This window comes from Paenibacillus liaoningensis, assembly GCF_059609455.1.
In genome coordinates this window covers 1-12830 of record NZ_JCAALU010000013.1, presented here as the reverse complement: position 1 = coordinate 12830, position 12830 = coordinate 1, and the positions used below count along the sequence as shown (strand labels likewise).

The 12830-nt window shown below is 46.1% G+C and carries 9 protein-coding genes and 7 tRNA genes; 3 read left to right on the top strand and 13 right to left on the bottom strand.

Going from position 1 to position 12830, the window contains the following annotated elements:
• Window positions 1-58 precede the first annotated feature (58 nt).
• The 6 genes from AC6B99_RS20260 to isdC all read right to left on the bottom strand — a co-directional run bounded on the left by AC6B99_RS20260 (window position 59) and on the right by isdC (window position 8291).
• Window positions 59-829 carry an ATP-binding cassette domain-containing protein gene (locus tag AC6B99_RS20260; protein ID WP_494864153.1) on the bottom strand — a complete coding sequence of 257 codons (771 nt, stop codon included), beginning with the start codon at window positions 827-829 and terminating at the stop codon, window positions 59-61.
• A complete protein-coding gene (locus AC6B99_RS20255; RefSeq protein WP_056037247.1) occupies window positions 819-1802 on the bottom strand; it encodes a FecCD family ABC transporter permease in 984 nt (327 codons plus the stop codon). The genes AC6B99_RS20260 and AC6B99_RS20255 overlap by 11 nt, the downstream gene beginning before the upstream one ends.
• 65 nt (window positions 1803-1867) lie before the next feature.
• A complete protein-coding gene (gene isdE / locus AC6B99_RS20250) occupies window positions 1868-2833 on the bottom strand; it encodes a heme ABC transporter substrate-binding protein IsdE (protein ID WP_496664077.1) in 966 nt (321 codons plus the stop codon).
• A gap of 149 nt (window positions 2834-2982) precedes the next feature.
• Complete coding sequence (locus tag AC6B99_RS20245; RefSeq protein ID WP_496664076.1) at window positions 2983-6639, bottom strand: NEAT domain-containing protein; 3657 nt, start codon at window positions 6637-6639, stop codon at window positions 2983-2985.
• Window positions 6640-6803: 164 nt separating this feature from the next.
• Window positions 6804-7235 carry an NEAT domain-containing protein gene (locus AC6B99_RS20240; RefSeq protein WP_494864150.1) on the bottom strand — a complete coding sequence of 144 codons (432 nt, stop codon included), beginning with the start codon at window positions 7233-7235 and terminating at the stop codon, window positions 6804-6806.
• 21 nt (window positions 7236-7256) lie between these two features.
• Entirely contained in the window at window positions 7257-8291 is a 1035-nt protein-coding gene (gene isdC / locus AC6B99_RS20235; protein WP_496664208.1) for a heme uptake protein IsdC, read from the bottom strand.
• Between the two features lie 509 nt (window positions 8292-8800).
• Between isdC and AC6B99_RS20230 the strand changes: the two genes are divergently transcribed.
• Genes AC6B99_RS20230 through isdG form a run of 3 tightly spaced genes read left to right on the top strand, consistent with a single transcriptional unit; the run spans window position 8801 to window position 11879 of the window.
• Window positions 8801-9769, top strand: a complete 969-nt coding sequence (locus AC6B99_RS20230) for an ABC transporter substrate-binding protein (protein WP_496664075.1) — start codon at window positions 8801-8803, stop codon at window positions 9767-9769.
• Window positions 9766-10764 carry a FecCD family ABC transporter permease gene (locus AC6B99_RS20225; RefSeq protein WP_056037262.1) on the top strand — a complete coding sequence of 333 codons (999 nt, stop codon included), beginning with the start codon at window positions 9766-9768 and terminating at the stop codon, window positions 10762-10764. The genes AC6B99_RS20230 and AC6B99_RS20225 overlap by 4 nt, the downstream gene beginning before the upstream one ends.
• Window positions 10761-11879, top strand: coding sequence for a heme oxygenase (gene isdG / locus AC6B99_RS20220; RefSeq protein WP_056037265.1), 1119 nt, complete (start codon window positions 10761-10763; stop codon window positions 11877-11879). The genes AC6B99_RS20225 and isdG overlap by 4 nt, the downstream gene beginning before the upstream one ends.
• Before the next feature lie 182 nt (window positions 11880-12061).
• Here the strand turns inward: isdG and AC6B99_RS20215 are convergent.
• The 7 genes from AC6B99_RS20215 to AC6B99_RS20185 form a co-directional block, all read right to left on the bottom strand.
• Window positions 12062-12138: transfer RNA gene (locus tag AC6B99_RS20215), tRNA-Pro, on the bottom strand.
• Between the two features lie 9 nt (window positions 12139-12147).
• A tRNA-Gly gene (locus AC6B99_RS20210) sits at window positions 12148-12222 on the bottom strand.
• 9 nt (window positions 12223-12231) lie between these two features.
• A tRNA-Leu gene (locus tag AC6B99_RS20205) sits at window positions 12232-12318 on the bottom strand.
• A 19-nt stretch (window positions 12319-12337) separates the two neighbouring features.
• Window positions 12338-12413, bottom strand: a tRNA-Thr gene (locus tag AC6B99_RS20200).
• Between the two features lie 14 nt (window positions 12414-12427).
• Window positions 12428-12504 (bottom strand) — tRNA-Asp (locus AC6B99_RS20195).
• 16 nt (window positions 12505-12520) lie between these two features.
• Window positions 12521-12596, bottom strand: a tRNA-Val gene (locus AC6B99_RS20190).
• A 10-nt stretch (window positions 12597-12606) separates the two neighbouring features.
• Window positions 12607-12681, bottom strand: a tRNA-Glu gene (locus AC6B99_RS20185).
• Window positions 12682-12830: the final 149 nt, after the last annotated feature.

The following is a 12830-nucleotide window of genomic DNA, read 5'->3' as shown; positions in this document are numbered from 1 at the left end:
TTTCTAGCGTGTGGCATCCCGCCTGCACCTCGGCTCTGAGTTTCAATCCATCACGAGCTCAAATGCCGACAGGTACAACATACAGCCCCGTATCGCTTTCTTGCTTAAGCAGCACATCAACCTGATACGTTTCTTTTACGATTTCCTTCGTAATAACAGCCTCCGGCGTACCGCTCGCTACAATTTCGCCCGCTTTCATCACGACAATGCGGTCGCTGTAACGGATTGCTTGATTAATGTCATGGAGTACCATGACGATAGTCATGCCATGCTCCCGATTTAATGCCTTTACCAGCTCCAATATTTCAATCTGGTAATACATATCGAGGAAGGTCGTCGGCTCATCCAGAAACAAGATCGGCGTTTTTTGCGCCAGCGCCATCGCAATCCATACCCGCTGCTTCTCGCCGCCAGAAAGCTGATTGAGCCGCTGGCTGCGCTTCTGCTGCAGGTTGGTCGAGTCAAGCGCCTCTTCAATCGCCCGCTCGTCCTCCTCATTCGCCTGTCCGAGGAAGCTGCGATGCGGCAGCCGACCATAGCTGACGAGCCGCTCCACCGTTAAATCGTAAGGCGCCTCATTTTGCTGATGCACGACCGCAAGCTTTTTAGCTAGCTCCTTTGGCTTGATTTGGGCCAGCGACTTGCCATCGAGCAGCACCTCCCCATGAGCGGGCGCATAGTTTTGCGATAAAATACCGAGCAGCGTCGATTTGCCGCAGCCATTTGGGCCGATAATCGTCGTTATTTTTCCCGTTTCAATTTTATCGCTGATGTTTTTAAGCTGGTCTGACTTTTTGTCATAGGAGAACGTCACCTGTTTAATTTCCATAAACGCGCTCACTCCTTCTAAGCATAAAGATGAGGAATGGCCCGCCGATAATCGTCATTATGATCGAAGCCGGAATTTCCGTCGGCGCGAGCACCGTCCGTCCGAGCGTATCCGCTGCTAAAATCAGCAAGGCGCCGCCCAGCGCAGAAAACGGAATAAGCACCTTATGATCGGAGCCAACCAAGGTACGCGCAATATGCGGAACGAGCAGGCCGACGAAAGCAATCAAGCCGCCAATGGCCGTTGCTACGGATGCGAGCAGCACCGCTACGACCGAGATCAGCAGCCGTGCCCGCGTTACCCGCAGCCCGAGATTTTTCGCCGTTTTGTCCTGTAAGCTGAGCATATTGCACCATGAACTGAGCAGCAAGGACAGCAGCAGGCCAATTAGGCCATACAGCCCGATAATTTGCACATCCGTCCACGTCTTCATGGTGAAAATCGATGAAATCGCCTGATTGACGCTCGTAACCGCGTAGCTGCCGCGATAATTAAACGACTGGCCGAGTCCCGTAAATGTCGCATTAATGGCAATCCCGACGAGAATAAGCCGCAGCGGGCTAAGTCCCGACTTCCACGACAGCGCATAAACGAGGTAGCAGGCCAGCGCACCGCCGAAAAAGGAAAACAGCGGCATCCAGAAAAACAGCCCTGGAAAAACCGTTACAACAGTCAGCGATACTAGCCCTGCCCCCGATGAAATGCCAATCACGCCTGCATCCGCAAGCGGATTTTTCATTACGGCCTGAAGCAATACGCCGGACACCGCAAGCGAAGCTCCTGTCAGCAGAGAGACGATAATACGCGGAAACCGCAAATCTTTTATAACCTCTACCTGATCATTCGTTCCTGAAAATAAACCCTGCACCAAATCCAAAATGCCTACCTTAATACTCCCGGTCATAGCGGAATAAATGATAGCGGCTACCAGCAAAGCGATAACGACAATAAAACTGCCAACCTTCTTAATCATGACCAACGTCCTTTATGAAAAGTTCCCGAGCCGAACCTTGCCGGGCCACATCACGCCGTATTCGCTTATGGGTAGAGCATTCCCATCAAAGCATCGATAGCATCTACAGCGTATAAATTACCCGTCGTTCCGAATAAAGCTTCTTCCAAATCATATACTCGGCCGTTTTGTACGGCGCTGAAGTGCTTCCAAATATCGTTTTTCTGGAACTCCTTATCGAACATCTTCACAACTTCCTCCGGCATGCCATGGGCGGCACGCAAAATCACATCCGGATTCGACTGCTGCAAATATTCCGTGTTGGATGCTAAATACTCTACACTTTCACCCTGTACAATGTTGACGCCGCCAGCAAGCCGAACCAGATCGCCAATGTACGAATGCTCAGTCGCAACAAGATAACTGCCGGGCACGCCTAGCAAAATCAATACGCTTGGCTTTTTCTTCTCAGCCGTAGCCGTATGAATCTCCGCCACCTTCTGTTCGAACTTATCGACGATAGCTTGCGCTTGTGCTTGCTTATTGTACGTCTCGCCCAGCTTTTTAAGAGCATTATTCATGCTTTCCACACTCGTAAGGTTGAGAAAATCAGCCTGCATCCCCGCCGCTTCAAAAACCGGCTTCAGGTCATACTCCAGCGTCGTCACCGACAATATTTCCGTCGGCTTGAGCGATTTGACGAGCTCCATATCTGGGCTCATCGGATTGCCTACCCTTGTCACTTGGTCATAGCGGTCAGGCAGCGTCTTGGAGCTGGTCGGCACGCCTACAAGCTCCACTTCAAGCGCATCCAGCATTTGCGTAATCGCGACGGTTGTTGATACGACCCGCTGCTCTGCTGCAGGAGAAGAAGCCGGCTCGGCCGTATTCTTCTCCTGCTCGGCCTGCTCGGCTTGCTCAGCCTGTGCGGACTGGCCCGCTCCCTGCTGCTCCTTGGCAGCGGGATCAGCACCTGTTGCCGCGCAGGCAGCTAGAAGAAGCAGCGCCATCAATCCGAGCACTCCAAGCATTTTGCCAAAAGCGTTATTCATCCGTTTATCTAACTCCCTTCATGAGAACATGACAAGGATACCGGTCTCCCGGCATCCTTGTCAGCTTTGCTTCATTTGTGTATGAACCGCAGGATTCACATACAGGAAGTACCTTTATCTTTATCTCCCTGCGTGCTCATGTTTCCTGCTTATTTCGTTTCCAGAAGCTTCATGATCAGCGTCAAAGCTTCCGCTCTTGTTGCGTTAGCAAGCGGTTCAAATTTATTACCGCCTTTGCCTTGTACATAGCCAGCTTTTGCAGCAGCAGCAATGTCATTTTTCGCCCAATCGGGAATCGAGGCAGCATCTGCGAAGCTTAGCTCGTTCGTCTCATCAATGTCGAGCTTAGCTGCTCGAACGATAATGGAGGCCAGCTCCGAACGGTTAATTTCTCTGCTTGGAAGGAATGTTCCGTTCGCATAGCCAGAAATCAAGCCTGCTTTCGCAGCACGGTCAATGTGCGGCTTCGCCCATGCAGGGATTTGCTTGCTGTCATTGAATGTCGCACTTGTCGATCCATCCGTGAGCTTCAAAGCCCGGCTGATCAGAACGGCGAACTCAGCGCGAGTAATGACGCCATTCGGACGGAATTTGCCATCGGAATAACCTTTGACGATACCAAGCTCCAGCGCTTTTTCAATAGATGCTTGTGCCCAGTGGCCTTGAATATCCTTGAAGTCCTTTACAACAGGCTCGTTCAAATCATCTTTGCCTGCATTCGGATCTTTCTCCTCAACGACTTCCACATCGCCTACACCAGGTGCTACAGAACCAGCGGTCGCTACTAGAGTGTTAGGATAGAACTCGATTTGAATATCATACTCATGGAAATAATTCATAGCAGCCCAATCAATTTTGACCCAGCCATCGATGCGATTATTGATATTTGGGACATTGAAGTAGACAACCCGCGTGTTATTTACCGTGTCTCTGCTTTCAACACTAACACTGTTATTGTTAAATCTGAGTCCTGTAATTTCCTTGTCCTGCTTAAGCGTCATATAAAATGTTTTTGTGCCGCCCGAAACTTTCAGCAGTCCTGGGGAAATGACATAATCCTGCATAACGGACTTATTATCTGTTCCGTATTTTTTGATTTCAAACTGCAAGAAGTAGTTGCCGTCTGCCAGTTGTCCTGGAACAGTCGTTCCTGGCAGCTCCGTAACAGGAGCATCAGCTGTTTTGGTAATGTCGGCAAATTGAACAGCATATTGCACATCCGTTGCTGCCCCGCTAACTTCAACAACAAGCGAATACGTATCTGTAAGATTTGGAACAGCGAATTTAACAGGCGTACCTGTTATAACTGCTGCCAAGAATACAGCGTTTGCCAGCGAAGCGGCATTGTTTGCGCCACTTGTTGAGCCTATTGGAAGAATTTCAGCGCCTGTAGCATTATTTTTCAGCTTCTTAATCGTTACTCCCGCTTTAGGAGTGAAGCTAATAATGTTGCTTCCGTTACTATACGTCAAAACTCCTGATGCTTCCAAATGATCAGAAATGCCTTCATCAGAAGATTTAAACACGAGGCTGTAGGTGCCATTGCCTAGAACTTTTGCAGCTTTAAACGCAATAACCGCCTGTTCCAGAGCAGAACTACCGTCTTTTACTTGTGCTTCTGATGCCATCGGGTTAGTTGTGATAGCTTTCGCCGCAGTAATTACAGCTAATAATTTAGCTTTTGCCTGCGCTGGATACTTATCAATTTCTGTTCCCTCAGCTGCTTCATCATGTAATTTTTGAGCTGCAGCTATGCTAGCTTTCAAAGCTGTAGCATCCGCCGTACCAAAGCTCAAACGAATGTTGTGATCCGCTTCATAAGGCAGTCCTGATCTCGGGTCAATGACCGTAGGCATGGAAATATGGACCTGAGCGTCCAACAGCGCCGTCAAATCACTTACTTTGAACTTAACTACTCTTGTATTAGCCGTTGTATCCGTACTTACAATGGTAGAATCAACTAGAATGCCGTTTTCCTTCACTTTGAATGCTGTAACGATGCTGCTGTCTTTGATCGTAAAGCTTACAAATGTGGAACCGTCAACTGAAGTTACGTTTGCCGGTTTCAGGAAGTAGCTGTCCATGCTGGAAAATGCCTGATTAGTTGCATGTAAAGCCGCAAAATAAATTTGACGGTTTGCTGATGCTTTAAATGCTGTCACCGCTTGCTCCAGCACTGTGTTGGCACTGTTTAATTGCAATCTTGTAGCCGATAATTGCTCGGCTTTCGCTGTAGCTGTTTCAATAGCAGTTTGAAGCGCTGCTATGGTGTTGTTATCGTATTGACCAGCTTCTGTGCCTACAATCGCTTGATCATGTACCAATTGGGCTGCTTCAATAGTAGCGCTTAGCGTCTTAAACTGTTCCGAGTTATAGCTCAAATATACGGATTTTGTAACTGAATCTGTTTTGTAAACCAAGTATGACAGCCCTTGGAATGTACTATCGGTTGCATTATCGTTTCTCACAGCCACCTGATAGATCGTTTTTTCTGCATCAGAAAGGCTGTTTACTTTATAAAAAGGTGGAGAGATAGCAGTAGAATATCCGCCTCCGCTCGATGGGAAAGAAGCTTTCAAAGCAGACTCGTCTACCGCTGTTTTAAACGGAATATTAGCAACTGTATGTTTTAATTTACCTTGCAGCAATGTAATTTGCGAAGCAAAATCTCCTGCGAATTCAGAAATTTCAGCATCGCTGCCAAGAGAGTTCAAAACAATGAGATCTATTACCTGCGCATTGTAGCGGCTGTTTTTTACGTTTTTCTCTACATTTTGCAAAGCAAGCAGGGCATCATCGACTTGTTTTTGGGTAGCATCCCGATTATAGGCCATGTTGTTAGCCGTATTAATAGCATTTTGCATACTCAGCTCGGAATTATAAGGATATTCTCCATCGCTTACAATATTCGTCCCGCTGCCGTTATCTGCTGTTCCCGTATTTTTCACAGTAGCAGCGAATGTACCAGCCTCTGTAATGCCTTGGAACAAAGCAATTTTGCTGACGCTAATTCGTCCAGCCTCATACTCTTTTTTAGCCTCATTTAGAATGGCGTAGGCCGCTTTAATCAGTTCAATATTGCCGCCTGCTGATGCAGCGATACCATCTGCCATTTGAATTGCATTATAAAGCTTTGTTTTGGAGCCAACAGGATAAAACCCATCTCCTGTGCCTTCATAAGTGCTTTCATAGACGGATCTGGTAACTGTGAAAAGCTCATTCAACTTTTCAAGTGTTACTGTTTCACTACCGCTGCCATTGTCAACACCACCATCTACTGGACCAGTAGGAAGCGTTGTTGTATCCAAATCGAGCTGCAGGTTGTACCAACTATCATAATTTGCAGCCGGTAGAACGATATGCACCAGAATATCCTGGCGCTGGCTCAAGTCAGCTATATCGATCCGCGCTTTAACAGCATCCGGGTTCGTTCCATCACCAAGCAAGGTCGGCGTTACTGTTTTGTAGCCATCCATACCTGTGACGGTTTGACCATTTATAGTTGCCTTCGCTTGGCCTTCCATACGTGCAGAAAAATGTTGAAATGCTGTATATTTTAAAAATTCATTTTCAAATTGAGCCTTGCCATCTTTCACTATCAGTTTGCCTGTATTAGGTACGACGACCATCGATTCTAAAATCGAGGTTTCATTTGTGTTGTCTTTCAAATAACGAAAGTTGATCGGATACTCTCCATCTGGCACCGTTGTAGCTGCCGCTTGAGCAATTGGACCTATGCTTGCTACTTGCAGCATTAACACTAATGCAAGAAGCAATGCCACCACTTTTGTATATTGCTTTTTCACCCTGCTTACTCTCCTTTTAACGGTTCATTTATTTCCACTAACTCTATGTCTCGCTTGCAAGACTTTGTAATTTTCTAACATACTGATTTACCCGGCAAAAGAACGGTCTGGATAAATCAGACCGTTCTTTGTACTCTATCTGTGTTTAATTTGTGCGAATGGTCTTACAGATCCCAGCTGAATTTAATGTCATGAACTGTGTTGTAGCCATCTGGGTAACCAGGGAATGGTGGCACTGTAACATGGATTTTAGCAACTGTTTGAGCAGTAAGGTCATTTACTACGAAAGTAAATTGTTTGTCACCGTTTGAAAGAGTAGTTGCAGGAACGAGAGTGTAAGTAGCGCCACCATCATTGGAAATGCTCAGCGAGTTGATGTAGCTGCCGCCAGAGAAAGACAATGTAACTGTTTTATTATCCGATGCAAGGCTTGCAGGGCTATTTGCATATGCATTAGCATAAGAAACTGTGCCATCTGGTTTCAGCACAGTAAAGTTTAGCGAAGTTGCCGCAAAAGCAGAACCTACTTGAACAACTAGTGCAACAGCCATAACCAACAGCATCAAAGGCATCATTTTTTTGAACGATTTAATCATAATTATAAACACTCCCTATTATTAGTTTTTGGCTTTGTTCTTCCGATAAAAATACATAATAGCTCCTACTAAAATAACGATACCAACAACAGTCACTGGTGTTACCCAATTATTAGAACGCTCTTGAAGCGGTTCTACCTCTGCTGCGGCTTCTACAGAATCATTTTCGTTGGCCTTGCCTGCATCCTCAGCCGTCCCTTCGGTTTCAGATACACTGGAAGTGTCAACAGACTCGTCTGTTCCAGCTTCCAAAACTGCCTTCGCAGCTGCCTCTGGTGACACGGTTGCTTCAACTGCAGGAGATGCTTCATCAGCTGGTGCTTCCGGTTTCTCTACTGCTTCAGGAGATGCGCTTGCGACGGTCTCCTGAGGCACTGCCGATGATGGGATAGCGCTTTCCGTTACGCTGTCAGCTCCACCTTTTTCATCGGCAACAGTTGGCGTTGCTTGAGCCGAAGCTTTCGGCGTAGCTGTTGCTTCCGCAGAATTTCCATCCATTGTAGGCGCCTTGGTAGCTTTCGGGGAAGCAGTCGCCTTAGGAGTTGGCGTGGCTGTCGGCTTTGTTGCTGCAGACTCTGCAGGTTTGGGAGTGGTCTCCACTTTTGCAGGAGTTTCTGCCTTGCTTACAAGCTTCAGGCTATTCGTATCAAAATCGAATCGTATAGTGTAGTCGTGATCATAATCAATATCGGGAACCGTGACATGAATTTTAGACAGCATCGTTTGGGACAAATCATCTACGCTGAACTGTACAACCCGCGTATCATTAGCCTTACTGCTGCTGATAATCTTCGTGTTCACATATCCTCCACCGCCAGGGACTTTAAACTCTGTTACCCAAGCACTATGATTAATTTGCAGCTGCACTGTTATTTTTCCGTTTTCAACGATAACCTTGGCAGGCTTTTCCCAATAATCATTTGCCATAGATGCTGATTCATCTTCAGCTTTCTTGATGACATAATCAATCGTATATGTACCGTCTGTCATGCTCTGCGCATAGGCTGCCGGTGCTGTAAGAAAAATCATAAAACAAATAATTAAGAATGCTGATATTGGGAGTTTACGAATGAAGTCTTTCTCCTCCTCTCCTGTCGTATGGAAAAAATAGTTTAGAAAAGGTAGACAACAATCAAGTTAATGATTATCATTATCAATTGAGTGTTAAAAAAAATACCTTTTCTTCCCCTCCCCTAAGTCTGCTCATCATACTCTTCACAGCTCTCAGGATGCCTAGCAAACTGTTTATCAGCTGCCCGACAACTTGATATTAACGTAACTGTATTAATTTTGTCAATCACTTATTTCTATATTTTTTTGTTTTATTTTTCTTTTAATGATTTTAAAGCTTAAGATATGATTTTTATATCACCATAAAAATAATATTAATTTCATTTTTATGAGTAAAATCAATATTTATTGTTTAAAAATATACATTTAAAATTTTCTTTCTCCAATATTATTTTTTTCTATATATTGTTTATTTCTTATTGACATTGATTATCATTTACAATATCATTATTTTAATAATAATAATCATTATCATATCGGATTGGGAGGATTATATGAAAATTGTATACCCTGTGATGCTGGCCCTGCTTCTCTTAGCCGCACCAGGTTGCTCACAAAATGTTAATTCAGCCGCCTCACAAGGGGTTGCAAGTCATGCTGGGAAACAAAATGCGGTGGCCATAACCGATTTTGCAGGAAGGCAACTAACATTTGCTGCTGTCCCTTCGCATATTGTAGCGTTAAGCAATGGTGAAGCCGATATTGTTTATGCCCTAGGGGGAACACTCGTCGGCCGTCCTACCTCCTCCGTTCCATTAGCCAACGAAGAAGCAGAGGCCGTGGAACAAATCGGATCTACCCATGAGGTCGATCTGGAGAAAATCGCCTTTTTGAAAGCGGATGTCGTTCTCGGCAACAATCCTATGAATACGAAGGATATACCGACTATCGAAAGCATTGGGGCCAAGATGGTGCTCTCCTCTGCCAATTCTATAGACGATATTAAAAAACAAATTGCGCTGTTAGGCCAGCTTCTGCAAAAACAGTCGCGGGCTGAAGAGCTTATTGCCGAAATCGATGGCAAGCTCAGCCAAATTGCAGCAAATGCCAGCACGAATAAGACGCGGGCTTTATTAGTATACGGCGCTCCGGGCACCTTTATGGCCGCACTGCCCAACTCTCTCAGTGGCAACATTTTGGAGATGGCTGGCGGAGAAAATATCGCCTCGGATTATGAAGCGCTTCAAAGCTATCCACAATATGCTCAGCTCAATTCAGAAAGTATTGTTCAGTCTAATCCACAAGTTGTCATGATTATGACACATGGCAACCCGGATCAGGTAAAAGATGCCTTCCTAAAGGAAATGCAAAGCAATGCTGCCTGGAATGGACTTGATGCTGTAAAAAATAATGCCATCGAAGTGCTGCCTGCCGACCTGTTCGGCACAAACCCGGGGACGCGTGTAACAGATGCGCTCACCCTTATGATTGAAATGCTAGATGGAGCGAAGAAGCAGCCATGAATAAAACTCAGCGAAGCCGCCGGCGCAAATGGTCTATCCTAATTGCGCCTATTATTTTGCTACTTGTTACTTATTTCGGTCTCGTTTACGGGTCTGTTCCTATTACTTTAAAAGAGATTGGCCAGGTTCTCACATCCGATGCCGATCCCCGTTACGAAACCATTATTATGAATTTAAGAATGCCGCGCGTTATTATTGGTTTGCTGGTAGGCGCTTGCCTAGCTGCATCAGGCGCTCTGTTGCAAGGGGTAATGCGCAATCCGCTGGCGGATCCCGGCATTATCGGGGTTTCCGCTGGCGGCGGCCTTGCAGCTGTCATCACAATGGTCGTTCTTCCGCAGCTTGGCTATATGCTGCCAATAGCAGCCTTTTTAGGTGCAAGCATTACTTGCCTGCTGATCTATTTGAGCGCATGGGACAAAGGGACATCGCCTATCAAAATCGTACTCGCAGGCGTAGCCATTAATGCGCTGCTCGGCGCTGTAACAAACGGACTTATGGTCGTCTATAGCGACCGCGTACAATCGGTTCTACCTTGGCTTGCTGGTGGGCTGAACGGAAGAAGCTGGAGCCATCTCTCCTTTATGGCACCTTATGCCATTGTCGGTTTGCTGCTCTGCTTTCTGGCGATTAAGCCAGCCAATGTGCTGCTGCTAGGCGATGACTCCGCCCAACTGCTTGGCCAAAAAGTCCAAATCCAGCGCTTCCTGCTCATTATTTTGGCTGCATTGTTAGCCGGAGCTGCCGTCAGCGTCGCGGGGCTAATTGGTTTTGTTGGACTCGTCGTCCCACATGCCGTTCGTTTAATTATCGGAGACGACTACCGCTTTCTCCTTCCGCTTTCTATAGTCGGTGGAGCATCTTTAGTCGTTTTAGCAGATACATTCGCACGTACCTGGTTTGATCCGATTGAGCTTCCTGTAGGCATCCTTCTTGCCTGTCTGGGAGCACCATTCTTTCTTTATCTATTACGTAAAAAGGGGGCAATACGATGAATGCTGCTATTCATATTGAAAATGTAGGCTTATCCGTCGGCGCTTTCGAAATGGAAGATGCCAATATGATTATCCCTTCTGGAAAAATCACGGCCATCGTTGGTCCTAATGGATCAGGCAAATCGACAATGCTGAAGGTCATCACCAAGCTGCTTACGCCAGACAAAGGCGAAGTATTTATTAATCAGAAGCCGCTTAAAACCTACAAATCCAAAGATTTTGCCAAAGATATTGCTATGCTTACGCAATCCAAAGAAATGATTCCCGACCTGACGGTACGTGAACTCGTTTCCTTTGGGCGCTCACCTCATAAGCCTATGTTCAAAAACAAAATGACACACGAAGACAATGACATCATCGATTGGGCCCTAAAGATTACCGGCACTAAGCGTTACCAGCATCAAATGTTTTACACTTTATCTGGAGGTGAACAGCAAAAAGCCCGAATCGCAATGGCTTTGGCGCAAAAAACGAATATTCTTCTGCTCGACGAGCCTACTACTTATCTCGATATTGCCCATCAATTCGATGTAATGGAGATGCTGCAGCAGATTAATCGGGATCATCAGATTACAATTGTTATGGTTTTACATGACCTCCAGCAAGCAGCTGCATACTGTGACCATATGATTGCTATGAAACGCGGATTAATTGCCATGACAGGGGAACCCCAAACCGTACTAACTTCAGAGTTTTTAAAAGATGTGTATAACATGGATGCCCGTATCAAATTTGATGAAGGTTATCCCCTTATTATCCCGAATCCAAGAAAAAATCAGGAGGACACCAAAATGATTATTGTAACAAATGCATCCCATATTACAAAAGGCAATGCCCATAAGCTGATTGAGCGCTTCGACCGTGTTGGCGATGTAGAGAAAGCAGAGGGATTCCTTGGCCTTGAGGTTTTGCTGACAGAGAAAACGAAAGATTATGAGGAAGTATCCATTGTAACACGCTGGAACACGAAAGATGATTTCCAAGCTTGGACTCGCAGCGACGCTTTCCGTGAAGCTCATTCTCGTCGTGGTGGAACACCGGACTATATTATTTCCAATACAATTACCTTCTACGAAGTTAAAGTCATTAGAAACCCGATTGCTGCGGCTAACTAGCCTACTGCTTTAAGCACATTTATTCCAATAAAAAAGAAGCTTGCAGAGCCACTCTTGAAGTGGAATTGCAAGCTTCTTTCATATGTAACAGCTGTTACGCTGATCTATTATCGGGCAAATAAAAAAGCCTGCTCTTGCGCTCCAATTACCGAGCAAGTTCAGACATGCTGTAAAACTTATAATGGTCGGGACGACACGATTTGAACATGCGACCCCCTGGTCCCAAACCAGGTGCTCTACCAAGCTGAGCTACGTCCCGAAACAAAAATGGAGCGGACGACGAGATTCGAACTCGCGACCCTCGCCTTGGCAAGGCGATGCTCTACCACTGAGCCACGTCCGCAAAAAAATATGGTGCGGTCGAGAGGACTCGAACCTCCACGGCTGTTACACCACTAGAACCTGAATCTAGCGCGTCTGCCAATTCCGCCACGACCGCATATTTTTTTGAAAAAAGATGGTGCCGTCGAGAGGACTTGAACCCCCAACCTACTGATTACAAGTCAGTTGCTCTACCAATTGAGCTACAACGGCACAAAATGAAAGAATGGCGGAGCTGACGAGATTCGAACTCGCGGTCTCCTGCGTGACAGGCAGGCATGTTAGGCCTCTACACCACAGCTCCGTATTCAAAATCATAATGGTGGAGGCTGAGGGGATCGAACCCCCGACCCTCTGCTTGTAAGGCAGATGCTCTCCCAGCTGAGCTAAGCCTCCGAAAATGGTATGGTGACCCGTAGGGGACTCGAACCCCTGTTACCTCCGTGAAAGGGAGGTGTCTTAACCACTTGACCAACGGGCCATGATCACGTTTAAAACCAATCAATGTGTGTTGCACATTGAAAACTGGATGCGAAAGACAAAGTCTGAAACTTTAGCGTGTTATTAGGATAAGCCCTCGACCGATTAGTATTCGTCAGCTGCACGCATTGCTGCGCTTCCACCCCGAAC